Raw genomic sequence first — 24,397 nt, 5'->3', positions numbered from 1 at the left:
TCAGCCCATCACCGCCTCGCGGAAGCGGAAGAACCCATGCGTGGCGTGGGGCCAGGCGGTGCGATCGTGGTCGCGCAGGATTCGGGTGACCGAGATCCCGCGCGCCGTGGCCAGACGGGTCAACTCGGCCAAGGTCGTGGCGACGGGACCGACCGGGGCGTAGGGGGTGACGATCTGCAGAACCCCTTCGCGGTCGGCAAGGTCAAGCAGGCCGGTCAGCTCGCCACGGTCGAACCGGGGTGCCGTCGGCGCGCCGATCCGGCGCAAGGCGTCCCCGATCGCGTCGGCGGTGAACTGATGGACGGGCGCGGCAACGGCCAGGGGCGAGCGTCCGGCGACATCGGTCAGCACCGCCACGGCGCGCGGGGAGAGACCAACGTCCAGCAGGAATTCCGGGCTCAGGTCCTCTTCGGTGACGAGGAGAAGGCTTGCGGCGGTCGGGTCAAGCGCATCGCCCTGCGGGCTTGGGCGCGGGGCAGGGTGGGGCGGCATCGGCAGGGCCGGGGCCTCGGGCGCAAGCCCCTCGGGCCGGAAGCGGCCGCGGGTGTTCGTCGCGATGTTCTCGGCCGTGGCGAGATAGGTCTTGCCGGCCGTGTGCAGCCCCGCCACCCAGCGCCAGGACAGGGTGTTGGAGGCAGGGTCGCCGTCGATCAGGTGGCGCAGGAAGAAATCCGCCCCCAGTTCCCACGGCAGCCGCAGGGTGAAGATCCAGATCGAGGCGAACCACATCCGGGCGTGGTTGTGCAGATAGCCCGTCGCCACCAGTTCCCGCGCCCAATGGTCGAAACCGTCGATCCCCGTCTCGCCCAGCATCGCCGCCTCGGCCCGGGCGGCAAGGCCCGGCTCGACCGCCAGCCGGTTCAGCGCGCCCTGCAGGCCCTGCCGGTAGGCCGCCCAGATCCCCGGCCGCAACTCCAGCCAGCCCTTCCAGTAGGTCCGCCACCAGACCTCGGCCAGGAATTTCTCGGCCCCGCGCGGATGGGCGCGCAGCACCGCGTCGATGACTTCCGCCTCGGTCAGCAGCCGGTGCCGCAGCCAGGGCGACAGGGCCGAGACATGGGGATGCCCGTCAAGATCGAGGTTGCGGAAGGCCGCATAGTCGCGGCTCGCGCGGGGAAGGAAATCGGTCAGCCGGTCAAGTCCGGCGGCTTTGGTCGGCGTGAACATGGCCGGGGTGTAGCCCGCGGATCCCCGCCTTCAAGGGTGCAACACCCCACAGTCAAATCGCAGGGGGGTGCCCTTGCAGCCCCCGTGTCACCCCACTAAGACTCTGGCAATACATTCGACGATAATCCTCGAACGACTGAAAGAGGCAGGCACCGATGCGCGATCCCGTTGACCACTACATGAACACGCTCGTCCCCATGGTCGTCGAACAGACGAGCCGCGGCGAACGCGCCTACGACATCTTCAGCCGCATGCTGAAGGAACGGATCATCTTCCTGGGCGGCCCGGTGCATGACGGCATGTCCAGCCTGATCTGCGCCCAGCTTCTGTTCCTTGAATCGGAAAACCCGACCAAGGAAATCAGCATGTACATCAACAGCCCCGGCGGGGTCGTGACCTCGGGCCTGTCGATCTACGACACCATGCAGTACATCCGGCCGAAGATCTCCACGCTGGTGATCGGGCAGGCGGCCTCGATGGGCTCGCTTCTCCTGACCGCGGGCGAAAAGGGGATGCGCTTCTCGCTGCCGAACAGCCGCGTCATGGTCCACCAGCCCTCGGGCGGCTATCAGGGCCAGGCGACGGACATCATGATCCACGCGCGGGAGACGGAAAAGCTGAAGCGGCGGCTGAACGAGATCTACGTCAAGCACACCGGCAACGACTACGACACGGTGGAAGCGGCGCTTGAGCGGGACAACTTCATGTCGGCCGAGGATGCGAAGGCCTGGGGCCTGATCGACCAGATCCTGGAAAGCCGCGGAAAGGCCGACGATACGTCGAAGTGACGCCCCAATCCCGCCGGATGGTCTGGCGGGATTTTCGCATTGTGGTGCCTTGGGGGTTGGCCTAAACTTCCACCAAGGCACCGGCCCCTTCACCGGTGGCAAGCTTCAGAGGACTGCGGATGGCAACGAACACCGGCGGCGACAGCAAGAACACTCTCTACTGCTCGTTCTGCGGCAAGAGCCAGCATGAGGTGCGCAAGCTGATCGCGGGCCCCACGGTCTTCATCTGCGACGAATGCGTCGAGCTTTGCATGGACATCATCCGCGAGGAGACGAAGACCACGGGTCTGAAATCCTCGGACGGCGTGCCGACCCCGCGCGAAATCTGCAAGGTCCTGGACGACTACGTGATCGGCCAGATCCACGCCAAGCGCGTGCTCTCGGTCGCGGTGCACAACCACTACAAGCGACTGAACCATTCCTCGAAGAACGACATCGAGCTGTCGAAGTCGAACATCCTCTTGATCGGACCCACCGGCTGCGGCAAGACGCTGCTTGCCCAGACGCTGGCCCGCATCCTGGACGTGCCGTTCACGATGGCCGACGCCACCACGCTGACCGAAGCGGGCTACGTGGGCGAGGATGTGGAAAACATCATCCTGAAGCTTCTGCAGGCGTCGGAATACAACGTCGAACGCGCGCAGCGCGGGATCGTCTATATCGACGAGGTCGACAAGATCACGCGGAAGTCCGACAACCCCTCGATCACCCGCGACGTGAGCGGGGAGGGCGTGCAGCAGGCGCTTCTGAAGATCATGGAAGGCACCGTCGCCTCGGTCCCCCCGCAGGGTGGCCGCAAGCATCCGCAGCAGGAATTCCTGCAGGTGGACACGACGAACATCCTTTTCATTTGCGGCGGCGCCTTTGCGGGTCTGGAAAAGATCATCGCGCAGCGCAACAAGGGTTCGGGCATCGGCTTCGGGGCCGAGGTCAAGGGTCCGGACGAGCGCACCGTGGGCGACCTCTTCAAGGAGCTGGAACCTGAGGATCTGCTCAAGTTCGGCCTGATCCCGGAATTCGTCGGCCGCCTGCCCGTGATCGCCACGCTGACCGATCTGGATGAGGCCGCTTTGGTCACCATCCTGACCGAGCCGAAGAACGCGCTGGTGAAGCAGTACCAGCGCCTTTTCGAGATCGAGGGCGTGAAGCTGACCTTCACCTCCGACGCGCTGATCGCCATCGCCAAACGTGCCATCAAGCGCAAGACCGGCGCCCGCGGCCTGCGCTCGATCATGGAGGACATCCTCCTCGACACCATGTTCGAACTTCCGGGCATGGACGGGGTCGAGGAAGTGGTCGTCAAGGACGAGGCGGTGAATTCGGGCGCGAAGCCGATGCTCGTCTATACCGAGACGAAGAAGAAGGAACCGGCGAAGGCCTGACGCGGCCGACATCGCGCGAAGGGCGGGCTTCGGGCCCGCCTTTTTTCTTGGGCGGTTCGGCACTGGATCGCCACTGTCCAGCGGCTCGCCCCTAGACCTTCTCCCGGCTTTCCGCCATATGAGGGGAAACGAACCGGAGGCCGCCCATGTACTTCCTCAAGCGCCTGCTGACCTGGTGGAACAGCCAGACCATCGGCACCCAGCTGTTCACCGCCCGGAAGGGTGTGAAGGTCGGTGAGGATGACGCGGGCAACATCTTCTACCAGACCGCCGACGGTAAGCGGCGCTGGGTGATCTACAACGGCGACATGGAAGCCTCGCGCGTGTCGCCCGACTGGCACGGCTGGCTGCACTACACCTGGGACGAGCCGCCGACCAAGGCTCCGCTGAAGAAGAAGGCCTGGGAAAAGCCGCACCAGGAGAACCTGACCGGGACCGAGGCCGCCTATGCGCCCCCGGGCTCGATCCGCCGCGTGGAACCCGTCGCCCGCCGCGACTACGAGGCCTGGCAGCCCGAGTGATGGCTTACGAACGCGCCGAAATCCTTGCCGGGGCCGCCGTCCTGGCCGTGGCCGCGGGCTTCGCGCTTTACGCGGTGCGCGGCTCGGGCGTGGTGAGCGAGCCGTCAAGCTATCCCCTGACCGCGAGCTTCCGCTCGGTCGAGGGTGTGAGCGTCGGCACCGACGTGCGCCTGGCCGGCGTCAAGGTCGGCACCGTCACCAGCCTCTCCCTGAACCCCGAGACCTTCTTCGCCGATGCCACCATCTCGATGCGCAACGACGTGGCGGTCCCGGTCGATTCGACCATCATGATCTCGTCCGAGGGCCTGCTGGGAGGCACCTTCGTCGAGGTCCAGCCTGGCGGCGCGCTGGAGACCCTGGAACCCGGTGGCGAGATCGAGGACACGCAGGGTGCAGTCAGCCTGATCACGCTGCTGATGAAGTTCGCTGGCGGCGGGTCCGAAGGCGAGGTCACTGCAGAGACCGCAACCCCATGAGGGCGCTTCTGCTGCTGTTGGCGCTGGCGCTTCCGGCTGCGGCGCAAGAGGACCAGGCCGAACCGGCAGGACCGGAGTTCACCGAGTCCACCGGGGCCGAGCTGCGTTTTCTCGACAAGCTGACCAGCGAGACGGGCGATGTCGCGCTGGACGTGGGCCAGGCCGCGAAGTTCGGGCGCCTCGTGGTGCAGCTGGACAGCTGCCGCTACCCGACCGGCAACCCGGCGTCGGACGCCGAGGCCCACCTGACGATCCTGGAAGAGACGACGAATACCCAGCTTTTCGCGGGCTGGATGCTGGCCTCCTCGCCCGCGCTTTCGGCGCTGGATCACCCGCGCTACGACGTCTGGGTGCTGAACTGCGTGCTGCCGGAACCCCCGGCGGAAGAGCCCGCCGAGGACACCGAGAACGAATAGCCCGGCGGGTCGAAGGTGGCCGTCCCCTCCAGCGCCTCGGCCAGCAGGCGGTGGTATTCGGCCCGCGGGATCTCTTTCCCGCCAAGACTGGCCAGATGCGGCGTCAGGAATTGCGTGTCGAACAGCCGGAACCCCCCGGCGCGCAGCCGGTCCACCGCATGGGCGAGCGCGACCTTCGATGCATCGGTCACGCGGCTGAACATGCTTTCGCCGAAGAAGGCCGCCCCTAGCACCACGCCGTAGACTCCGCCGACAAGCGCGTCACCCTCCCAGACCTCGAAGCTGTGGGCAAAGCCAAGGCTGTGCAACTGAACATAAAGCCGCTGGATCCGGTGGCTGATCCAGGTCTCGTCCCGCTCGGCGCAGGCTTCGACGACCGCCTCGAAGGCCGTATCGGTCGTGGCATGGAACCGGCCCGAGCGGAGGCGCTTGGCCAGGGACCGCGAGATGTGGAAGCCGTCCAGCGGCAGGACGCCCCGGCGGCGGGGGTCGATCCAGTGGATTTCGGGGTCGTCGCGGCCGTCGGACATCGGGAAGATGCCCATCGCATAGGCCCGCAACAGGATGTCCGGTGTAAGTTCGTCGGGTAAAGGCTTCTCGGGCACTTACAAAATCCTTCGAAGGATTTTGCAAAAGTCTTCGAAGACTTTTGCGGCAGGGCGCCCAGGTGGGCGCCCCCTCAGGTCAGGCGAACTTCTCGGCCAGCCACTTCTCCAGCCAATGGATGTTGTATTCGCCGTTCTGAATGTCTGGCTCGGCCAGAAGCATGTGGAACAGCGGGATCGACGTATCGATGCCGTCGATGATCAGCTCGGACAGCGCCCGCTTCAGCCGCGCCAGCGCCTCGGGCCGGTCACGGCCGTGGACGATCAGCTTGCCGATCAGGCTGTCGTAATAGGGCGGGATCCGGTAGCCGTCGTAGATCGCGGAATCCATCCGAACGCCAAGGCCGCCCGGAGCGTGGAACTGGGTGATCCGGCCGGGGCAGGGCGAAAAGTTGGGGATCTTCTCGGCGTTGATCCGCACCTCGATGCAGTGGCCGTTGATCTCCAGCTCCTCCTGCGTGAAGGACAGGTCCATGCCAGAGGCGACGCGGATCTGTTCGCGCACGAGGTCGACGCCGAAGATGCCCTCGGTCACCGGGTGTTCCACCTGCAGGCGGGTGTTCATCTCGATGAAGTAGAACTTTCCGTCCTCGTAAAGGAACTCGATCGTCCCGGCGCCGATGTATTTCAGCTTCTTCATCGCTTCGGCGCAGATGCTGCCGATCTCGCTGCGCAGCTTCGGCGTGATGGCCGGGCCGGGCGCTTCCTCGAAGACCTTCTGGTGGCGGCGTTGCAGCGAACAGTCGCGTTCCCCCAGATGCACCGCGCCGCCACGGCCGTCGCCGAAGACCTGGATCTCGATGTGGCGCGGACGCTGGAGATACTTCTCCATGTAGACTTCGTCGTTGCCGAAGGCGGCCTTCGCCTCGCTCCGCGCGGTGCGGAAGGCGATTTCCAGCTCGGTCGCGTCCTTGGCGACCTTCATGCCCCGACCGCCGCCGCCGGCGGTGGCCTTGATGATGACCGGATAGCCGATCTCCTCGGCCACGCGCCTGGCCGTCTCGAAGTCCGGAACGCCGCCGTCCGAGCCCGGCACCACGGGGATGCCCAGCTCTTTCGCGGTTTCCTTCGCGGTGATCTTGTCGCCCATGATGCGGATATGTTCCGCATTGGGGCCGATGAAGGTGATCCCGTGGTCCTCCAGCGCTTGGGCGAAGGCCGCGTTTTCGGACAGGAAGCCATAGCCCGGATGCACGGCTTGCGCCCCGGTGATCTCGCAGGCCGAGATGATCGCGGCCTTGGAGAGATAGCTTTCCGACGAGGGCGCGGGGCCGATGCAGACCGATTCATCGGCCATCCGGACATGCATCGCGTCGGCGTCAGCGGTGGAATGGACAGCCACCGACTTGATCCCCATTTCCTGGCAGGCGCGGATCACGCGCAGGGCGATCTCACCCCGGTTGGCGATCAGGATCTTGTCGAACATGGGTGCGCCCCTCATTCGATGATCATCAGCGGCGCGCCGTATTCGACCGGGTGGCCATCCTCGACCAGGATGCGCTTCACCGTGCCCGCCTTCGGGGCCGGGATGTGGTTCATCGTCTTCATCGCCTCGATGATCAGGACCGTCTGGCCCTCGCTCACCTGCGCGCCGATGGTCACGAAGGGCGAGGCGCCGGGCTCGGCCGCCAGATAGACCGTGCCGACCATGGGCGAAGTCACGGCACCGGGGTGCTGGGCCGGGTCCTCGTTGGCGGGGGCGGCAGCCGGGGCCGCTGCAGCAGGCGCAGAGGCGGCAGCCGGGGCAGGGGCAGGGGCATAGGACACAGGTGCGGGTGCCGCGGCCACGGTCACGACGTTGGCCTGCTTGACGACGCGAACCTCCAGGCTGTCGTCCTCGCCGTATTCCCGCTTCACCGACAGTTCGGTCAGGTCGTTCTTGTTCAGAAGCTCGGCAAGCGCCGAGATGAAGGCGACATCGGTGTCGGTGTTCTGCTTGCTCATCGGGTCCTCTGTTCTTCTCTGCCCTGGGCGCGCGCGGGTTGGGAAATGCCCCCCGCAGTCTGGTATTGGGCGCTTATACGCGACCCTGCCGGGGCTGAAAAGCCGCGAAAGCGTTGGCGCTACCAGCCGCGCTGCCCGGAAAACGGGCATTCCCTCGGGAATCTGTGTCCGACGAAAATTTACCGTTTGATAAAAAAATGGACCTGTGCCAGCCTTTCCCAAAACAAGCACAGGGGAGGACGAGACGTCCCATGACGAACAGCCCGCTGACGCCCGGCATTGTTCCGGGCCGCCTGCCAGCCGAAGCCTATTGCACGAACTTCGCCGACCACGAGCCCGCGCTTGACCGGCACGAAGCGCGGGTCGCCGCCGACCGCTGCTACTTCTGCCACGACGCGCCCTGCATCACGGCCTGCCCGACCTCGATCGACATCCCCCTCTTCATCCGCCAGATCGCCACCGGCACACCCGAGGCAGCGGCCAAGACGATCTGGAACCAGAACATCCTGGGCGGCATCTGCGCCCGCGTCTGCCCCACCGAAACGCTCTGCGAGGAAGCCTGCGTCCGCGAGGCCGCCGAGGGCAAGCCGGTCGAGATCGGCCGCCTCCAGCGCTATGCGACTGACGTGGCGATGGCCAAGGGCCTGCACCCCTTCACCCGCGCCCCATCCACCGGCAAGCGTATCGCCGTCGTCGGCGCCGGGCCTGCGGGCCTTGCCTGCGCCCATCGCCTCGCCATGCACGGCCACGACGTCGTAATCTTCGAACGCCGCCCCAAGGCGGGGGGCCTGAACGAATACGGTATCGCCAGCTACAAGGCCACCGGCGGCTTCGCGCAGAAAGAGGTCGACTGGCTTCTCCAGATCGGCGGGATCGAGATCCGCACCGGCATGGAGCTTGGCCGCGACATCCAGCTGGCCCAGCTGGAAGCCGAATATGACGCCGTCTTCCTTGGCATCGGCCTTGCCGGCGTCAATGCGCTTCGCGCGGCGGGCGAGGACCTGGCAGGCGTCCGCAACGCCGTCGACTTCATCGCCGAACTGCGCCAGGCCGCCGATGTCTCCACCCTGCCCATCGGCCGAGACGTCGTCGTCATCGGCGGCGGCATGACCGCCGTGGACGCGGCCGTCCAGTCGAAGCTCCTTGGCGCCGAGAACGTCACCATCGTCTACCGCCGGGGACAGGAGAAGATGTCCGCCTCGGGTTACGAACAGGAACATGCCGCCCAGGCGGGCGTCCGCATCATCCACAACGCCGCCCCCGTCCGCGTCCTTGGGAACGGCAAGGCCGAGGCGGTGGAGTTCGCCTACACCTCCGAAGGCCCGACCGGCCTGACGCTCTCGTCCGAGACCTTCACGCTCAAGGCCGACCAGGTGTTCAAGGCGATCGGCCAAACGCTGGTGGGCGCGCCCGACGGCCTGCCGGTTACCGGCGGCAAGATCGCGGGAACGACCGGCAAGGTCTGGGTCGGGGGCGACTGCGCGGCGGGGGGCGAGGACCTGACCGTCACCGCCGTCGCTGAAGGCCGCGACGCCGCCGAGGCGATCCACCTGACGCTCATGGCACTCTGATGCACACGCTCCTCCCTTGCGTTCGTCGGGGAGCCGGGCCAGAAGGGGCGCCGGAAAGGGATCCTCGTGGACGCATTCGCCGCCGATATCATCACCTTCATCGAACAGAACCAGGACTGGTTTCCGTTCATCATGGTGCTGTTCGCAGCTGCCGAGACCACGGCCTTCCTGTCGCTTCTCATCCCATCGACGCCGGTGCTTGCCGCCGTGGGGGCGCTTGCCGCCACCGGGGCGCTGTCCTTCACCGCGCTCTGGATCGGGGCCACGATCGGCGCGCTGATCGGGTCGACCTTCAGCTACTGGCTGGGGCGGCGCTACGGCACGCATATCCTGACCATGCGGCCCTTGCGCGACCATCCGGACTGGGTGGAAAAGGCTCAGGCCACCTTCGACAAGTATGGCCCGGTGACGATCTTCATCGGCCATTTCACCACGATCTTCCGGCCCGTGGTGTTCCTCATGGCCGGAATGAGCGGCATGACCCTGCCGCGCTTCATGTTCTGGAACAGCCTCGGCTGCGTCGCCTGGGCCTTCATCGTGCCGAAGCTCGGCCAGTTCGGCGGCGATCTCATCGGCTGGATCTGGTCGCTTTTCTAAGCCGCGGTGGGCGCTTCGCCCACCCTACTTCCCCCGCATCACTCCCAGCGTGCCGCAAGGAGGCGTCAAATGGCTGACCTCAGCTCGAATTTCATTGGCATCAAGTCCCCGAACCCGTTCTGGCTGGCCTCGGCGCCGCCCACGGACAAGAAATACAACGTCGAGCGCGCCTTCGAGGCGGGCTGGGGCGGCGTGGTCTGGAAGACCTTGGGCGCGGAAGGCCCGCCCATCGTCAACGTGAACGGCCCGCGCTACGGCGCGATCTGGGGGGCGGACCGCCGGCTTCTGGGCCTGAACAACATCGAACTCATCACCGACCGCCCGCTGGAGGTGAACCTGCGCGAGATCAAGGAAGTCAAGCGCAAGTGGAAGGACCGGGCGCTGGTCATCTCCCTCATGGTGCCTTGCGAGGAGGACCACTGGAAGGCGATCCTCAAGCAGATCGAGGATACCGAGGCCGACGGCGTCGAGCTGAACTTCGGCTGCCCGCATGGGATGGCCGAACGCGGCATGGGGTCCGCCGTGGGGCAGGTGCCGGAATACATCGAGATGGTGACCCGCTGGGTCAAGCAGTACAGCCGCATGCCCTGCATCGTGAAGCTGACACCGAACGTGACCTCGATCCTGCCGCCCGCGATGGCGGCGAACCGGGGCGGAGCGGATGCTGTCAGCCTGATCAACACGGTGAAGTCGATCACCAATGTCGACCTCGACCATTTCTCGCCCTTCCCGATGATCGACGGCAAGGGGTCGCACGGCGGCTATTGCGGCCCGGCGGTGAAGCCCATCGCGCTGAACATGGTGGCCGAGATCGCGCGCCATCAGGAAACCCGCGGCCTGCCGATCAGCGGCATCGGCGGCGTCACCACCTGGCGCGACGCGGCAGAGTTCATGGCCCTGGGTGCAGGCAACGTGCAGGTCTGCACCGCCGCGATGACCTACGGCTTCAAGATCGTGCAGGAGATGATCTCAGGGCTCTCGCAATACCTCGACGAAAAGCAGATGTCGCTTTCCGATCTCATCGGCCGCGCCGTGCCGAACTTCGTCGAATGGCAGCACCTGAACCTGAACTACGTCACCAAGGCGCAGATCGACCAGGACCTCTGCATCTCCTGCGGGCGCTGCTACGCGGCCTGCGAGGACACCAGCCACCAGGCCATCGCCATGTCGCCCGACCGGGTCTTCACGGTGAAGGACGAGGAGTGCGTGGCTTGCAACCTCTGCGTCGACGTCTGCCCGGTGGACAACTGCATCACCATGCGCGAACTGCCGAAAGGGGCCGTCGATCCCCGCACGGGCAAGGTGGTTGGCGACTTCGCCGACTGGACGACGCATCCGAACAACCCGATGGCCCAGGCGGCGGAGTGACGGAGCCCGTCCTTCAGGCCGAAGCCCTGATCCTGAAAGCGGCCCGAAAGACCTCCGGGCCGCTTGTCGTCGCCATCGACGGGCGCAGCGGGACGGGCAAGTCCACGCTGGCCGAGGCGCTGGCAGAAAGGCTGGGCGCCACGGTGATCGAAGGCGACGATTTCTATGCCGGGGGCACCGGGATCCTCGGCGACACGCCGCAATCCCGCGCCGCGCGCTGCATCGACTGGCAGGCGCAGCGCCGGGTCCTGACCGCTCTGCGCGCGGGTCACCCGGCCAGCTATCACGCCTTCGACTGGGACGCTTTCGACGGCTCGCTTGCGACCAAGGCAACCGAGGTCGCTCCGGCGCCGATCCTGATCCTGGAGGGCGCCTATTCGGCGCGGCCGGAACTGCGGGACCTGGTGGATCTGTCGATCCTCGCCACTGTGCCGCCCGCCTTGCGCGAGGCGCGTCTTCTGCAGCGCGAAGGCGACATCGGCCCCTGGGAACGCCAGTGGCACGAGGCCGAGGATTGGTACTTCGCCCATGCCGCGCCCGAGGCGGGTTTCGACCTGGTGCTTGACCTGAGCTAGGGCAGGGGCAGGGGACTGACGCCCGCCGCGATGCTGGCCTTGATATAGGCATCCCGTGCAGCCTGGGCGGCAGCCCGCGCCTCGGCCGCGGGATGTCGGTCGTCGTCGCGATCGGCCAGGCGGATCGACACCTGCGCGCCCGCGGATGCGGGCGGCTGCGGCGCCTGGCGGTGGATCGTTTCGGCGACCGGCTTGCTGCTTGCCGCGGCCGCCGCGCTGACCGCCCGGTCCGGTGCCTGCTGCGCCGCGGGAAGCTGGACCGGCTGTTGCGACCGGATGGCAGAAATCAGGTCCATGGCATGACCCCCAATGGTGACCCCCTCGGCGGAAATTACCTCACATTTCCCTAACGGACACGCGGCAAATACCTAAAATTCAAGGGATCGCATAGGTTTGCGAAACGTGAATGTCCACGGCGAAGTCCTTGATCTTCCTTTGGTACCCGGTCCTGTCCACGCGCGGTCGTCAGGGCCGCAAGAGGCGCGTGAACAGCGTCTCGAGGAAGCCTCCGGCCTCCTTGAACGGGTCGTGATCGGGACCCAGCACCGCCCGGACCTGCACGTCAAAGTCCGCGTAATGCTGGGTCAGCGCCCAGATCGAGAAGACAAGGTGCACCGGATCGACCCGCGCGATCCGCCCCTCGTCCATCCAGCGCGTCAGGACGGCGGCCTTTTCCTCCACCAGCCGACGCAGGTCCCCCTCGATCGCCTCCCGTATCCGGGGCGCGCCCTGCAGGATTTCGCCCGCAAAAAGCCGGCTCTCCCGCGGGAAGTCCCGCGCCAGGTCGAGCTTCCGGCGGACATAGGCGAGGATTTCCTGCAAGGGCTGCCCGGCGGGGTTCATCGCGCGCAAGGGGTCAAGCCAGGTGTCCAGAAGCCCGGTCAGAAGCGCGGTGTGGACCTCTTCCTTCGACGGGAAATAGTACAAGAGGTTCGGCTTGGACAGCCCCGCCACCTCGGCGATCTGGTCCAGCGTCGCGCCCCGGAAGCCGTGGGCCGAGAATACCTCCAACGCCGCGTCCAGGATAAGCTCGCGGTTGCGTTGCTGGATGCGGGATCTGGGGCGCTGGGTCGGTGCCATGGGTCCGGACTGCTGGTGCGGACCCCTTGGATAGCGCGGGGGTAAGTGGAAGGTCAAATGGTTCGCCGCCTGCCAGCGGCACTTGACCCCCCGCAGAGGAAGATGCCGCAGGCCCGCCATCCCGAGGGGGTGGACAGCGGCCCTGCGGCGCGGCCGCAGAGGCTACTGCACCGCCTGCATGATGCCCCAAGGCACCACCGTCAGCATCGCCGTGATGAGCAGGAGCGAACGCTTCAGGCCTGAAAACATTGATGTCTCCATGGTTTTCGTCCAGGAGAGCTAGGCAGGGCCGCGACAGGCGCAACCACCTGCGGTGAACCGCCGCAGCTAGCCGCCTGCCAGTGCCCGGATCCCGCGGACGACCAGCTTGTGGTCCTCGACCTGCGGCAGGCCCGAGACGGTCGCGACCGCCACCACGCCCACGCCCCGGACCCGGATTGGCACCGCACCGCCGCTGTCGGCATAGTCCGCGCCGGACAACCCATGCTTGTCCAGGGGCTCGCCCTTGGCCTTGTTCCGCGCGGCCACCAGAAGCGAGGGCAGCTGGAACATCAGCGCCGTGTTCGACTTCCGCCGCGCCCAGAGGTCGTTCAGCGGTGCCGAACCGGGCAGGCCCGCATGGAAAAGCGTCCGGTCCGGGGTGCGGATGTCGATCACCACCGGCAGGCGGTCCGCCAGTGCCAGATCCACCAGCACCTGGCCAAGCCGCAGCGCCGTGACCTCGTCGAACTGCGGCAGGTCCAGTGCGGCGTACTCCGCTTCCAGGTGGGCAATGTCCATCGTCATCTCCTAGATCGCCCCGATTCCGCGCAGGACCATGTCACGCACGCTCGCCTTCGCCTCGCGCCACTGCCGGTCCGTAAGCGGCGCGCCGCCGTTCAGCGTCTGGATCTGGTGGCCGAAATCCGCATAGTGCTGGGTCGTTGCCCAAAGCATGTAGAGAAGGTGCCGCGGGTTCACCGGCTGCATCTTGCCCTCATCGATCCAGCGCTGGATCACCGCGATCCGCCCCTCGGTCCAGTCGCGCAGCGTCGTCTCCAGATAGTCCTGGATCACCGGCGCGCCGTGCATCACCTCGGACGCCCAGACCTTGGACCCATGTGGATGCGTCCTGCTGATGTCCATCTTGGCGTCGATGTAGGCCCCGATCCCCTCGACCGGCCCCGGCGCGTCGTCGAAGCTCGATGCCGCATCCAGCCAGATCTCGAAGATCTGCTGCACTACGCGGCGGTAGAGGTCTTCCTTGGTGGCGAAGTAGTAGTGCAGGTTGGCCTTCGGAAGCCCCGCCATGTCGGCGATGAGCTGCATGGTCGCCCCCCCGAACCCGGCCTCGGCGAAGACCTTCTCGGCGGCCTCCAGGATCGCACGCTCATTCTCGCGCCGAATATCTGTGCGGCGACCCGGTTTAAGGCGCGAAATCTGGGCATCGCCGCTCATCGAGGTCCCATATTTTTGTTGACCGGTTGGTCAGGTTGTGTTGCGCTTCACCTTGACCATACGGTCAGGAAACGAGTCGCGGCAAGGGGCAGGATGGCCCCGCGCGAACAGGGAGCTAAGCTGATGCCAGCCACCGGGGACAACCTGCGGATCGATCCTGCGCGCCTGTGGGATTCGCTGGAAGAGATGGCCAAGATCGGCCCCGGCGTGGCGGGCGGCTGCAACCGGCAGACCCTGACCGACGCCGACAGCGAAGGCCGCCACCTCTTCAAGCGCTGGTGCGAGGCGGCGGGGATGTCGATGGGCGTCGACACGATGGGCAACATGTTCGCAACGCGTCCAGGGACGGACCCTTCGGCACTGCCGGTCTACATGGGAAGTCACCTCGACACGCAGCCGACGGGTGGGAAGTATGACGGCGTCCTTGGCGTCCTGGGCGCGTTGGAGGTGGTTCGAACGCTGAACGACATGGGCGTCAAGACGAAGCACCCGATCGTGGTGACGAACTGGACAAACGAAGAGGGCGCGCGGTTCGCGCCTGCCATGCTCGCCTCGGGGGTCTTCGCGGGCATCCATACCGAGGAATATGCCAAGTCCCGCAAGGACCTCGACGGCAAAGTCTTCGGCGAGGAACTGGCCCGCATCGGCTGGGTGGGCGATGAGAAGGTCGGCGCGCGGAAGATGCACGCGATGCTTGAACTCCACATCGAACAGGGTCCGATCCTGGAGGCCGAGGGCAAGGACATCGGCGTCGTGACCCACGGCCAGGGCCTGTGGTGGCTGGAGATCACGCTGACCGGCAAGGACGCCCATACTGGATCGACCCCCATGCACATGCGGGTCAATGCGGGCCTCGGCATGGCGCGGATCACCGAACGCGTCCACCAGATCGCGATGAGCCACCAGCCGAACGCCGTGGGCGCGGTGGGGCAGGTGAAGGTCTTCCCGAACTCGCGCAACGTGATCCCGGGGAAGGTGGTGTTCACCGTCGACATCCGGTCCCCCGAACAGGCAAAGCTCGACGCGATGAAGGCCGAAGTCATTCGTGCCGCCCATGCGGTGGCGAAGGAGCTGGGGTTGGGCTGCGAGATCGAGGACGTGGGCCACTTCGACCCCGTCACCTTTGACCCCGGCCTTGTGAAGATCGTCCGGCAATCCGCTGAAAAGCTGGGCTATTCCCACATGGACATCGTCTCCGGCGCCGGCCACGACGCCTGCTGGATCAACCGCGTCGCGCCGACGGTCATGGTGATGTGCCCCTGCGTGGATGGCCTTTCCCACAACGAGGCAGAGAAAATCAGCCCCGAATGGGCGGCGGCGGGGACGGATGTTCTCCTCCACGCCTGCCTTGAGGTGGCGGAGGTGGTGGGGTGAGCGCCGAGAGCAAGTGGAGCGTGGTGCGCCTCAGCGGGCTGGGGTTCATCTTCGGGTCGGTTCTGGCGCTGATCTGGGCGCTGGTGACCATGGCCGGGACCGACCTTGCGCCGGGCAGGCTCTTCGGCCTTGTCGTCCTTGGCGGGGTCGCGGGCGCGGCGCTTCTCGCGGTTGTTGCCAATCTTCGAAACGTTCTTGTCAAATAGGAGCCGCACATGACCACCATCATCAAGAACGGCACCGTCGTCACCGCCGACCTCACCTACAAGGCGGATGTGCGGGTGGAGAACGGGGTGATCACCGAGATCGGGCAGGGCCTCAAGGGCGGCTCCGAATTGGACGCAACCGGCTGCTATGTGATGCCCGGCGGGATCGATCCGCATACGCATCTGGAGATGCCCTTCATGGGCACCTACTCGGCGGATGATTTTGAGTCCGGCACCCGGGCGGCGCTGAGTGGCGGGACCACGATGGTCGTCGACTTCATCCTGCCGGGGCAGGGACAGGACCTGATGGATGCGGCCAAGGTCTGGTCGAACAAGTCCACTCGGGCCACTTGCGATTATTCCTACCACATGGCCGTCACGTGGTGGGGCGAGAAGGTCTGGACCGGGATCGAGGAGTCCGCCAAGGCGGGCATCACCAGCTTCAAGCACTTCATGGCCTACAAGGGCGCGCTGATGGTGAACGACGACGAGCTCTTCAACTCCTTCCGCCGGGTGGGGGATGTGGGCGGCCTCGCGATGGTCCATGCCGAGAACGGCGACGTGGTGGCGGAACTGACGGCGAAGCTTCTGAAGGAAGGCAACACTGGCCCCGAGGGCCACGCCTATTCCCGCCCGCCGCAGGTGGAGGGCGAGGCCACGAACCGCGCGATCATGATCGCCGACATGGCGGGGGTGCCGCTGTATGTCGTCCACGTCAGCTGCGAGGATGCGCATGAGGCGATCCGCCGGGCCCGCCAGCAGGGGAAACGGGTCTGGGGCGAGCCGCTGATCCAGCACCTGACGCTGGATGAGTCCGAATACTTCCACCCCGACTGGGACCACGCCGCACGCCGGGTGATGAGCCCGCCGTTCCGCAACAAGCAGCACCAGGACAGCCTCTGGGCGGGTCTCATGAGCGGTTCGCTCTCGGTGGTGGCGACCGACCATTGCAGCTTCACCACGGAACAGAAGCGCTACGGCCTTGGCGACTTTTCCAAGATCCCGAACGGGACGGGGGGGCTGGAGGACCGGATGCCGATGCTCTGGACCCACGGAGTCGGCACGGGCCGCCTGACGCCGAATGAATTCGTGGCCGTAACCTCAACCAATATCGCGAAAATCCTGAACTGCTACCCGAAGAAGGGCGCGGTGCTGGTGGGGGCGGATGCGGACCTCGTGGTCTGGGATCCCGAGAAGACCAAGACCATCGGCGCGGCGCGCCAGCAGTCGAAGATCGACTACAACGTCTTCGAGGGCCACACCGTGAAGGGCCTGCCACGGTTCACCCTAACCCGCGGCCATGTCGCGATCCACGACGGCGAGGTGCGCACGCAAGAGGGCCACGGCAAATTCGTTGCCCGCGAGGCCCGTCCGGCGGTCAACCGCGCGCTGACCCAGTGGAAGGACCTGACCGCCCCGCGTCCGGTGGAGCGGACGGGTATCCCGGCAACGGGCGTCTAAGGCACCAGATGCTCCAATTCCGGCAAGAGCACGACGCTTTCCTGCTCGTTCGGGTCGGTCCGGGCGATGACGGCTGTGCAGGGCTCGGGGCCGGGGTTGAAGGGCAGGTGGGGGACGTCGGCGGGGATGTAGATCAGGTCGCCGGCCTCGGTCTCCATCCGGTTTTCCAACCTCTCGCCCCAGTACATCACCGCCCGGCCCGTCAGCTGGTAGATCGCCGTCTCATGCGTCGCATGCTTGTGTGCCTTCGCGCGGCCCCCCGGCGGGACAGTCAGAAGATGCATGCAGATCGCCGTGGAACCCACTGTTTCCGCAGCGATTCCGGCGTCGTAGGTGAAACCCTGCTTGCCGGAATAGCGGTCGGCAGGGCGGATCTTGCGGCAATCGGGCATGGGCGGGCTCCTTCGCGGCTGCGCGGAGGATACCATGCCTCAGGGCTCGCCGGGTTCGGATTCCTCGTCGTCCCGGTCGGGCGGGGCGAAGGCGATTACGGGGGCGTCGAAGAAGACCTCTTCCAGGTCCTCGGGTGCGGGGGCGAAGGCGAGGGTCGTCTGCAAGACATTGATAAGCATGGCGGTCCTCCGGTTTCGGGCGAGGTGGGGACGCAAGGCAGCGGTCGCAAGTCTGCCGGGGATCGGCAACGGGAATGTGAAGCTGCGCGAGCCGCTGCGCGAGAAATGAACGAGGGGACGTGGGCGTGAAGGACATGGCAAGCCAGGGCCAGCCGGTGATCGAGGCCAAGGGGGTGAACCTGGTGTTCCAGACCGCCGACGGGCCGGTGCAAGCGCTGAAGGACGTGAACCTGACGATCAACCAGGGCGATTTCGTCAGCTTCATCGGGCCCTCGGGCTGCGGGAAGACCACGTTCCTGCGCGCCATCGCGGCGCTGGAGCATCCGACGGGCGGCACGCTGACCGTGAACGGGATGTCGCCGGACGAGGCCCGGCGGAAGCGGGCCTATGGCTATGTCTTCCAGGCAGCCGGGCTTTACCCGTGGCGGACCATCGCGGGGAACATCAAGCTTCCACTTGAGATCATGGGCTTTTCCAAGGCCGAGCAGGAGGAACGGACCGAGCGCGTGCTGGAGCTGGTGGAGCTGAAGGGCTTCGGCAAGAAGTTCCCCTGGCAGCTTTCCGGCGGGATGCAGCAGCGCGCCTCGATTGCCCGGGCGCTGGCCTTCGACGCGGACATCCTGCTCATGGACGAACCCTTCGGCGCGCTGGACGAGATCGTCCGCGACCGGCTGAACGAAGAGGTGCTGAAGCTTTGGGCGCGGACCGGCAAGACCATTGGCTTCGTCACCCACTCGATCCCCGAGGCGGTGTACCTGTCCACCAAGATCGTCGTCATGTCCCCCAGGCCGGGGCGGATCACCGACGTCATCGACTCGCCCCTTCCGAAGGAGCGGCCGCTCGACATCCGCGACAGCCGGGAGTTCATCGAGATCGCCCACCGCGTGCGCGAGGGGCTGAGGGCCGGTCACCATGAAGACTAGGGCCGACGCTTTTCTACAGGTCCCGTCCATCTTTGGGGGGCGGGCATGACCGGAGTGACTTTCCTCTGGCTGTCCGCCGCCACGGTGGTCTTCGTCGCGGCCAATGCGGTGCTCAAGGTCTATGCGACCAAGGGGCAGCTGCCGATCCTGGTCGGCGCGCTGGCGATGTTCTGCGTCGGCAACTGGATCATGGTGCAGGTGATGAAGGCCAACGGGTTGGGCCTTGCCATTGCCCTGTCGGCGATCTTCCAGCTGGTGGCGATCAGCGTCATGGCGATCTTCGTCTTCGGCGAGCGTCCGACGGGCCTGCAGATGGCCGGCATGGCGCTTGGCGTGGTCGCGGTCGCCATGATCGCCTGGCCGACGGGAGGCAAGGCATGAGCCGCGCGCTTCCCGTCCTGACCGTCCTCGCCGGGATCATCGCGATCTGGTATGCCGCCGCGGTCTGGATGAACGCGACCTGGGTCTTCGATCAGGCCGAACGCGCCGGGACCACTGTCACCTGGGCTGAAGCAATCCCGCAGACCATGAACCAGGACCGACCGCTCCTCCCGCCGCCACACCAGGTGGGGGCCGAGCTTTGGAAGGGGTTCTTCGGCCAGGCGGTGACCTCGAAGCGCAGCCTCGTCTACCATGCCTTCATCACCTTCAAGGGCACGATGATGGGCTTCGGCCTTGGGATCATCACCGGCGTCCTCTTGGCGATGGCCATCGTCCGCTTCCGGGTGATGGACATGTCGGTGATGCCCTGGGCGATCATCAGCCAGACCATCCCCATCGTTGCGCTGGCGCCGATGATCATCACGCTGTCCAGCCAGCTGGGCCTGACCGACCGCGATGTCCCGAAGGCGATCATCGCGGCCTACCTCTCGTTCTTCCCGGTCCTTGTCAGCATGGTGAAGGGCTTGCGCAGCCCCGACCAGATGCAGCTTGACCTTCTGAAGACTTACGGGGCCAGCGAGACGGCGACCTTCCTGAAGCTGCGCCTGCCCGCCTCGATGCCCTATTTCTTCGCCTCGCTGAAGGTGGCCGTGGCGGCAAGCCTGGTGGGCACGATCGTGGGCGAGCTTCCCACCGGCGCCATCGAGGGGCTTGGGGCGCGGATGCTGATCGGCTCGCAGTTCGGAGAACCCCTGATCATGTGGGCCGCCCTGTTTGCGGCGGCGATCCTGGCGGGGCTTCTGATCCTTGCGGTGGGTTTTGTCGAGCGGCTGGCCCGCAAGCGGATGGGGGTCCCGGCATGACCGCGCTCTGGCTTGCCATCGGCTTCTGGCTGGCGGCCTGGGCGGTCAACGTCTGGCTGGCTGGCAGCCGGGCGTCGAGGTCCGGTCCTGGCCGCGCGCTGGTGCCTCTGATCTTCGGGGCGACGGTGCTGGTCCTGTGGGAGGGGCTGGTGCGCGGCCTGGGGATCGAGGGCGTGATCCTTCCCGCCCCCAGCGTCATCGCGGCGAAGATCGCGGGAGAGGTGCCGACCCTTTGGCAGGACTTCGCGCAGACGATCCTGAAAGGCGCGGTCCCGGGCTTCCTGATCGGGGCAGGGGCGGCCTTCCTGACCGCCATCGCCATCGACCGCTCGCCGTTCCTGCAACGCGGTCTTCTGCCCATCGGCAACTTCGTCGCGGCCCTGCCCATCGTGGGCCTTGCCCCCATCCTGGTGATGTGGTTCGGCTTCGACTGGCAGTCCAAGGCCGCCGTCGTGGTGGTCATGGTCTTCTTCCCGATGCTGGTGAACATCGTCGCGGGCCTGCAGGCCAGCGAGCGGATGCAGCGCGACCTGATGGCGACCTGGGGCGCGTCCTACCTGCAAAGCCTGGTCAAGCTGCGGCTTCCCGCCGCGATGCCCTTCATCTTCAACGGGCTGAAAATAGCATCGACTCTGGCCCTGATCGGGGCCATCGTTGCCGAATTCTTCGGCAGTCCGGTCTATGGCATGGGCTTCCGCATCTCGACCGAGGTGGGGCGACTTGGCCTTGACATGGTTTGGGCCACGATTGCGGTCGCGGCTCTGGCGGGATCGGTCCTCTACGGGCTGATCACGCTGATCGAACGGTGGGTGACCTTCTGGCACCCGTCGCAACGGCATTAACAAAGGCCCCGAACGGGCCCAACACGGGAGAAACGAAGATGAAGAAACTGATCACGGCGGCCTTCCTGGCGGCGGCCTCGGCCACCGGCGCCATCGCCGAGGACGTCAAGCTGCAGCTGAAATGGGTCACCCAGGCCCAGTTCGCCGGCTACTATGTCGCGCAAGCCAAGGGCTTCTACGAGGAAGAGGGCCTGAACGTCACCATCCTGCCGGGCGGCCCGGACATCGCGCCGACCCAGGTCATCGCGGGCGGCGGGGCGGACGTGATCGTGGAATGGATGCCGGCCGCGCTGGCCGCGCGCGAAAAGGGCCTGCCGCTGGTGAACATCGCCCAGCCCTTCGCCTCGTCGGGGATGATGCTGACCTGCCTGAAGGAAACCGGGATCACCTCGCCGGCCGATTTCGCCGACAAGACCCTGGGGGTCTGGTTCTTCGGCAACGAATATCCGTTCCTGTCCTGGATGTCGCAGCTTGGCCTGAAGACCGACGGCTCGCCCGGTGGCGTTACGGTCCTGAAGCAGGGCTTCAACGTCGATCCCCTCCTGCAGAAGCAGGCGGCCTGCATCTCGACCATGACCTACAACGAATACTGGCAGGTCATCGACGCCGGGATCACCGAGGACCAGCTGGTCACCTTCAAGTATGAAGACCAGGGCGTCGCGACGCTGGAGGATGGTCTCTATGTCCTCGAAGACCGCCTCGCCGATCCGGCCTTCCAGGAGACGATGGTCAAGTTCGTCCGCGCCTCGATGAAGGGCTGGAAATATGCCGAGGAGAACTCGGACGAAGCCGCGATGATCGTGCTGGAGAACGACCAGACCGGCGCTCAGACCGAACAGCACCAGAAGCGCATGATGTCCGAGGTTGCCAAGCTGACTGCCGGCTCGAACGGCGCGCTGGACGTGGCGGCGGCGGAACGGACCGTTGCTTCGCTTCTGGCGGGCGGGTCGGACCCGGTGATCACCAAGGCGCCGGAAGGGGCCTGGACCAGCATGATCACCGACAAGGCGCTGGCGCAGTAATCTGCAAATTGTCCTAAGACAGGGGGTGCGGCCCGAAAGGCTGCACCCTTCTTGCATTTATGCAACGTGAGCGTGTGGGGTTCTCGGAGGGCAATCTTTAGAGATTCCGTTCGATTCGCATTGTGTTACCGATAATTGGAGGCAGGTTCATTAAGGAGTGAAAAGTGAAAACAGCTCTCGTTACCCTCGCAATGCTGTTCGCTGGTTCTGTGGCCTCGGCACAGGATTGGACCGGCGGCTATATCGGCGTCGCCGTTGGATCGGGTTCGGGCGAAGTCGGGGTGCCGCCTTCAGGTCTGGATACCCTCGACAGCGGCACGATCTACGGGCTCCATGCGGGCTATAACCTTCAGCGCAACAACCTGGTCTACGGCGCGGAGATCGCCTTCAATTCCGGCGACATCAACAGCGCGGCATTCCCCACGCAGGGGATCGAACTGCTCATGGACCTGAAGGGCCGCTTTGGTTATGCGGCGGGCCCTGGACTGGTCTACGGCGTCCTGGGCTACAGCACCAACGAGGCTTTCGTCAGCAGCGGGACCTCAGATGGAAGCGGGATCTCGATTGGCCTCGGCTATGATTACCAGATCAGCGATGCCTTCACGATCGGCGGCGAATACCTGAGCCGCAAGATGCAGAACGACGCAAGCGCCGCTGTGCGCGAGGTCGAGCCGGACGTGTCGACCTTCACCCTTCGCGCCGGCATGATATTCTGATTTCGGACCTGGCGAAATTCGGGGGCCGCGCCAAAGGGTGCGGCCCTTCGCGTTTGTAAATCTTTACAAGTTCCGTAAAACTGGCGGCAGGAGGGCCCGATGCCGCTTTCTGCCTTGACCGGGACCAAGCTGCGCGACCGCCGTCTGGCGGCCGGGCTTCGGCAGTCCGAGGTCGCGGCAGCGGCCGGCATCTCCGCTTCCTACCTGAACCTGATCGAGCACAACCGCCGCAAGGTCACCCCCGAGGTGATGGAACGGCTGGCAGACGCGCTGCAGATCGACCGCACTGCGCTGGACAAGGGGCAGGATGCCGCCCTGGTCGAGGACTTGCGCGCCGCCGCGGCCCGGGTCGGGGCGGGGCCGGAGGTGGAGCAGGTCGAGGATTTCGTCGACCGGTTTCCCGGATGGGCCCGGCTGATCTTGACCCTGGATGCTCAGGGCAGGGCCCTGGAACGCGCCGTCGAGGCGCTGAACGACCGGATGACGCACGACCCGCACCTTTCGCAGTCGCTGCACGAACTTCTCTCGTCCCTGTCGGCCGTCCGCGCGACCGCGGCGATCCTGGCGGAAATGCCCGATCTGGAACCGGAATGGGCGCACAGGTTCCACCAGAACCTGCACCAGGACAGCGAACGGCTGGCCGCCGGGGCCGAGGCGCTGGTGGGGTTCCTGGACGCGGGGCAGGGGATCAAGGAGCAGGGGATCGCAGCCCCGCAGGAAGAGGTGGAGGACTGGCTGCGCGGGCGGGGCTGGTCGATCCCCGACGCGCTCCTGGCAGCAGGGCTCGAGGACGAGATCAGCGGGCTTGTCTCAAGCGCCGCGCGCAGCCTTGCCCGCACGCACCTTGCCCGTGCCCGCGAGGACGCGGCCATCCTGCCCGAATCCCGGTTCCAGGCGGCCCTGGCAGAGCTCGGGCCCGATCCCCTGGTCCTGGCAGACCGCTGCGGAGTTTCGCCGCTGGTGGTGATGCGGCGGATTGCGGGAACGGCCGGGCTGGCGGCAGGGCTTGTCCTTTGCGACGCGTCCGGCACCCTGACCTTCCGCAAGCCCGCAACCGGCTTTCCGCTGCCGCGTTTCGGCTCGGCCTGCCCGCTCTGGCCGCTTTACCGTGCGCTTGGCCATCCCCATCAACCCTTCGAGGCCCGCCTGCAGATGGCGGGGCAAAGCGACCGCAGGCACCGCGCCGTCGCCTGGGCCGAAACCCGCCATCCGCAGGGCCTCCGCGGCCCGGAACTGCGCGAAGCCGCCATGCTGATCCTGCCCGACGACGGGGCCGGGCCTGCCCTTGTCGTCGGGTCCAGCTGCCGGGTCTGCGCTCTGGGCGATTGTCCGGCGCGGCGCGAACCGTCGATCCTTGCGGCCGAGGGCTCTGGTTGAGCCGGCCCTTTTGGTGCGGTGCCGGGCGCGGCTAGGCTTTGACAGGCGCGCCGCTTCTGCCGATATTGGGGCAGGGCGGCTGCAGACCGTCCGGGGGGAACCAGTGACGCAGCATGTCCTTCTGATCGAGGACGAACCGAACATCGCCGAGGCGATAGGGTTCCTCCTGACCCGCGACGGCTTGCGCGTCAGCCATGCCGCCGAGGGTGCGGCCGCGCTTGTGCTGGTGCGGCAGGACCCGCCGGACCTTGTCATCCTCGACCATATGCTGCCGGGCATGTCGGGCCTCGAAATCCTCACCGCGCTTCGCGCCGATCCGGAAAGCCGAGACCTTCCGGTGATGATGCTGACCGCGCGCGGGAGGGACCGGGAGATGGCCGAACAGGCCGGCGCCGACCGGTTCATGACCAAGCCCTTCTCGAACGCCGAGATCGTGGCAGAGGTCCGCGCCATGCTGGGCCGTGGCACCAGATGAAACGGCCCAGGGGTCCCCTGTTTCTTGCTCGGGCACCGTATCGCCGACGGCGGCTCCGCGATGCGGCACGGCTCTTGCCGGTGGTCGGGATCTTCCTTCTGCTGCTGCCGCTTCTCTGGGCGCCGGATGCCAGCATGACCCTGACCTCGGGCGACGTGATCTACTTCTTCGTCGTCTGGCTGGTGCTGATCGGCCTCGCGGCCGCCTTTGCGCCGGGGCTGCGCGGAGGGGCCGGGTCGAGCGACGAGGAGGACTGAG

31 protein-coding genes are annotated in these 24,397 nt (G+C 66.2%); 21 read left to right on the top strand and 10 right to left on the bottom strand.

The features are described from left to right. On the bottom strand, positions 1-1,167 hold the full coding sequence (locus ACE3Q6_RS00735) for an FAD-binding domain-containing protein (protein ID WP_374426633.1): 1,167 nt from the start codon (positions 1,165-1,167) through the stop codon (positions 1-3). 155 nt (positions 1,168-1,322) lie between these two features. On the opposite strand from ACE3Q6_RS00735, the gene ACE3Q6_RS00730 reads away from it, so the two are divergent. The 5 genes from ACE3Q6_RS00730 to ACE3Q6_RS00710 all read left to right on the top strand — a co-directional run bounded on the left by ACE3Q6_RS00730 (position 1,323) and on the right by ACE3Q6_RS00710 (position 4,750). Next, on the top strand, positions 1,323-1,955 hold the full coding sequence (locus tag ACE3Q6_RS00730) for an ATP-dependent Clp protease proteolytic subunit (protein WP_374426630.1): 633 nt from the start codon (positions 1,323-1,325) through the stop codon (positions 1,953-1,955). Positions 1,956-2,074: 119 nt separating this feature from the next. Continuing rightward, positions 2,075-3,337, top strand: a complete 1,263-nt coding sequence (gene clpX, locus ACE3Q6_RS00725; RefSeq protein ID WP_374426627.1) for an ATP-dependent Clp protease ATP-binding subunit ClpX — start codon at positions 2,075-2,077, stop codon at positions 3,335-3,337. Between the two features lie 146 nt (positions 3,338-3,483). After that, positions 3,484-3,858, top strand: a complete 375-nt coding sequence (locus ACE3Q6_RS00720) for an NADH:ubiquinone oxidoreductase subunit NDUFA12 (RefSeq protein WP_374426624.1) — start codon at positions 3,484-3,486, stop codon at positions 3,856-3,858. Continuing rightward, positions 3,858-4,334: an outer membrane lipid asymmetry maintenance protein MlaD gene (mlaD, locus tag ACE3Q6_RS00715; protein WP_374426622.1), complete on the top strand. Its 477-nt coding sequence runs from the start codon at positions 3,858-3,860 to the stop codon at positions 4,332-4,334. Before ACE3Q6_RS00720 ends, mlaD begins: the two co-directional genes overlap by 1 nt. Next, positions 4,331-4,750 (top strand): DUF2155 domain-containing protein, encoded by a 420-nt coding sequence (locus ACE3Q6_RS00710; RefSeq protein ID WP_374426619.1) that lies wholly within the window; start codon positions 4,331-4,333, stop codon positions 4,748-4,750. The genes mlaD and ACE3Q6_RS00710 overlap by 4 nt, the downstream gene beginning before the upstream one ends. On the opposite strand, the gene aat is transcribed toward ACE3Q6_RS00710, so the two are convergent. The 3 genes from aat to accB form a co-directional block, all read right to left on the bottom strand. After that, positions 4,672-5,295, bottom strand: coding sequence for a leucyl/phenylalanyl-tRNA--protein transferase (aat, locus tag ACE3Q6_RS00705; RefSeq protein WP_374427606.1), 624 nt, complete (start codon positions 5,293-5,295; stop codon positions 4,672-4,674). The genes ACE3Q6_RS00710 and aat overlap by 79 nt on opposite strands. Before the next feature lie 139 nt (positions 5,296-5,434). Beyond that, positions 5,435-6,781, bottom strand: a complete 1,347-nt coding sequence (accC, locus tag ACE3Q6_RS00700; protein WP_374426617.1) for an acetyl-CoA carboxylase biotin carboxylase subunit — start codon at positions 6,779-6,781, stop codon at positions 5,435-5,437. Positions 6,782-6,792: 11 nt separating this feature from the next. Next, complete coding sequence (accB, locus tag ACE3Q6_RS00695) at positions 6,793-7,299, bottom strand: acetyl-CoA carboxylase biotin carboxyl carrier protein (RefSeq protein ID WP_374426614.1); 507 nt, start codon at positions 7,297-7,299, stop codon at positions 6,793-6,795. A 251-nt stretch (positions 7,300-7,550) separates the two neighbouring features. On the opposite strand from accB, the gene ACE3Q6_RS00690 reads away from it, so the two are divergent. The 4 genes from ACE3Q6_RS00690 to ACE3Q6_RS00675 all read left to right on the top strand — a co-directional run bounded on the left by ACE3Q6_RS00690 (position 7,551) and on the right by ACE3Q6_RS00675 (position 11,410). Beyond that, positions 7,551-8,870, top strand: coding sequence for an NAD(P)-dependent oxidoreductase (locus ACE3Q6_RS00690; RefSeq protein ID WP_374426611.1), 1,320 nt, complete (start codon positions 7,551-7,553; stop codon positions 8,868-8,870). Positions 8,871-8,936: 66 nt separating this feature from the next. Then, complete coding sequence (locus tag ACE3Q6_RS00685) at positions 8,937-9,467, top strand: DedA family protein (RefSeq protein ID WP_374426609.1); 531 nt, start codon at positions 8,937-8,939, stop codon at positions 9,465-9,467. A gap of 69 nt (positions 9,468-9,536) precedes the next feature. After that, positions 9,537-10,835 (top strand): NAD-dependent dihydropyrimidine dehydrogenase subunit PreA, encoded by a 1,299-nt coding sequence (preA, locus tag ACE3Q6_RS00680; RefSeq protein ID WP_374426607.1) that lies wholly within the window; start codon positions 9,537-9,539, stop codon positions 10,833-10,835. Then, the gene (locus tag ACE3Q6_RS00675; RefSeq protein ID WP_374426604.1) at positions 10,832-11,410 is read left to right on the top strand and encodes a uridine kinase; all 579 of its coding nucleotides are present in this window, start codon (positions 10,832-10,834) and stop codon (positions 11,408-11,410) included. The genes preA and ACE3Q6_RS00675 overlap by 4 nt, the downstream gene beginning before the upstream one ends. Here ACE3Q6_RS00675 and ACE3Q6_RS00670 read toward each other — a convergent pair. The 4 genes from ACE3Q6_RS00670 to ACE3Q6_RS00655 all read right to left on the bottom strand — a co-directional run bounded on the left by ACE3Q6_RS00670 (position 11,407) and on the right by ACE3Q6_RS00655 (position 13,927). Continuing rightward, positions 11,407-11,706: a hypothetical protein gene (locus tag ACE3Q6_RS00670; RefSeq protein ID WP_374426601.1), complete on the bottom strand. Its 300-nt coding sequence runs from the start codon at positions 11,704-11,706 to the stop codon at positions 11,407-11,409. The genes ACE3Q6_RS00675 and ACE3Q6_RS00670 overlap by 4 nt on opposite strands. Before the next feature lie 169 nt (positions 11,707-11,875). After that, positions 11,876-12,490, bottom strand: a complete 615-nt coding sequence (locus ACE3Q6_RS00665; RefSeq protein ID WP_374426598.1) for a TetR family transcriptional regulator C-terminal domain-containing protein — start codon at positions 12,488-12,490, stop codon at positions 11,876-11,878. A 327-nt stretch (positions 12,491-12,817) separates the two neighbouring features. Then, positions 12,818-13,270 carry a heme-degrading domain-containing protein gene (locus ACE3Q6_RS00660; RefSeq protein WP_374426595.1) on the bottom strand — a complete coding sequence of 151 codons (453 nt, stop codon included), beginning with the start codon at positions 13,268-13,270 and terminating at the stop codon, positions 12,818-12,820. A 9-nt stretch (positions 13,271-13,279) separates the two neighbouring features. Next, the gene (locus ACE3Q6_RS00655; RefSeq protein WP_374426592.1) at positions 13,280-13,927 is read right to left on the bottom strand and encodes a TetR/AcrR family transcriptional regulator; all 648 of its coding nucleotides are present in this window, start codon (positions 13,925-13,927) and stop codon (positions 13,280-13,282) included. 123 nt (positions 13,928-14,050) lie between these two features. Between ACE3Q6_RS00655 and ACE3Q6_RS00650 the strand changes: the two genes are divergently transcribed. The 3 genes from ACE3Q6_RS00650 to hydA are packed head-to-tail and all read left to right on the top strand — an operon-like array spanning position 14,051 to position 16,968. Beyond that, complete coding sequence (locus tag ACE3Q6_RS00650) at positions 14,051-15,301, top strand: Zn-dependent hydrolase (RefSeq protein WP_374426589.1); 1,251 nt, start codon at positions 14,051-14,053, stop codon at positions 15,299-15,301. Continuing rightward, positions 15,298-15,507 (top strand): hypothetical protein, encoded by a 210-nt coding sequence (locus ACE3Q6_RS00645; protein WP_374426586.1) that lies wholly within the window; start codon positions 15,298-15,300, stop codon positions 15,505-15,507. The genes ACE3Q6_RS00650 and ACE3Q6_RS00645 overlap by 4 nt, the downstream gene beginning before the upstream one ends. 9 nt (positions 15,508-15,516) lie before the next feature. Beyond that, complete coding sequence (hydA, locus tag ACE3Q6_RS00640) at positions 15,517-16,968, top strand: dihydropyrimidinase (protein ID WP_374426583.1); 1,452 nt, start codon at positions 15,517-15,519, stop codon at positions 16,966-16,968. Here the strand turns inward: hydA and ACE3Q6_RS00635 are convergent. After that, positions 16,965-17,360 (bottom strand): cupin domain-containing protein, encoded by a 396-nt coding sequence (locus tag ACE3Q6_RS00635; RefSeq protein ID WP_374426580.1) that lies wholly within the window; start codon positions 17,358-17,360, stop codon positions 16,965-16,967. The genes hydA and ACE3Q6_RS00635 overlap by 4 nt on opposite strands. A gap of 39 nt (positions 17,361-17,399) precedes the next feature. Further along, entirely contained in the window at positions 17,400-17,540 is a 141-nt protein-coding gene (locus tag ACE3Q6_RS00630; protein ID WP_374426577.1) for a hypothetical protein, read from the bottom strand. A 134-nt stretch (positions 17,541-17,674) separates the two neighbouring features. On the opposite strand from ACE3Q6_RS00630, the gene ACE3Q6_RS00625 reads away from it, so the two are divergent. From ACE3Q6_RS00625 to ACE3Q6_RS00585, 9 genes are all read left to right on the top strand, one after another. Next, positions 17,675-18,463, top strand: coding sequence for an ABC transporter ATP-binding protein (locus ACE3Q6_RS00625; RefSeq protein ID WP_374427603.1), 789 nt, complete (start codon positions 17,675-17,677; stop codon positions 18,461-18,463). 45 nt (positions 18,464-18,508) lie between these two features. Next, complete coding sequence (locus tag ACE3Q6_RS00620) at positions 18,509-18,844, top strand: hypothetical protein (RefSeq protein WP_374426574.1); 336 nt, start codon at positions 18,509-18,511, stop codon at positions 18,842-18,844. Continuing rightward, a complete protein-coding gene (locus ACE3Q6_RS00615) occupies positions 18,841-19,707 on the top strand; it encodes an ABC transporter permease (protein WP_374426572.1) in 867 nt (288 codons plus the stop codon). The genes ACE3Q6_RS00620 and ACE3Q6_RS00615 overlap by 4 nt, the downstream gene beginning before the upstream one ends. Then, on the top strand, positions 19,704-20,549 hold the full coding sequence (locus tag ACE3Q6_RS00610) for an ABC transporter permease (protein ID WP_374426570.1): 846 nt from the start codon (positions 19,704-19,706) through the stop codon (positions 20,547-20,549). The genes ACE3Q6_RS00615 and ACE3Q6_RS00610 overlap by 4 nt, the downstream gene beginning before the upstream one ends. A 38-nt stretch (positions 20,550-20,587) precedes the next feature. Then, entirely contained in the window at positions 20,588-21,571 is a 984-nt protein-coding gene (locus tag ACE3Q6_RS00605) for an ABC transporter substrate-binding protein (protein WP_374426567.1), read from the top strand. 164 nt (positions 21,572-21,735) lie between these two features. Beyond that, a complete protein-coding gene (locus tag ACE3Q6_RS00600) occupies positions 21,736-22,287 on the top strand; it encodes an outer membrane protein (RefSeq protein WP_374426563.1) in 552 nt (183 codons plus the stop codon). 99 nt (positions 22,288-22,386) lie between these two features. After that, complete coding sequence (locus tag ACE3Q6_RS00595; protein ID WP_374426560.1) at positions 22,387-23,664, top strand: helix-turn-helix domain-containing protein; 1,278 nt, start codon at positions 22,387-22,389, stop codon at positions 23,662-23,664. Between the two features lie 103 nt (positions 23,665-23,767). Continuing rightward, entirely contained in the window at positions 23,768-24,139 is a 372-nt protein-coding gene (locus tag ACE3Q6_RS00590; RefSeq protein ID WP_374426557.1) for a response regulator transcription factor, read from the top strand. Continuing rightward, positions 24,136-24,396, top strand: coding sequence for a hypothetical protein (locus tag ACE3Q6_RS00585; protein ID WP_374426554.1), 261 nt, complete (start codon positions 24,136-24,138; stop codon positions 24,394-24,396). Before ACE3Q6_RS00590 ends, ACE3Q6_RS00585 begins: the two co-directional genes overlap by 4 nt. The last annotated feature ends 1 nt before the right edge of the window (position 24,397 follow it).

This window comes from Tabrizicola sp., assembly GCF_041913445.1.
GTDB lineage: Bacteria > Pseudomonadota > Alphaproteobacteria > Rhodobacterales > Rhodobacteraceae > Tabrizicola.
This window is presented reverse-complemented; position numbering and strand designations above follow the sequence as displayed.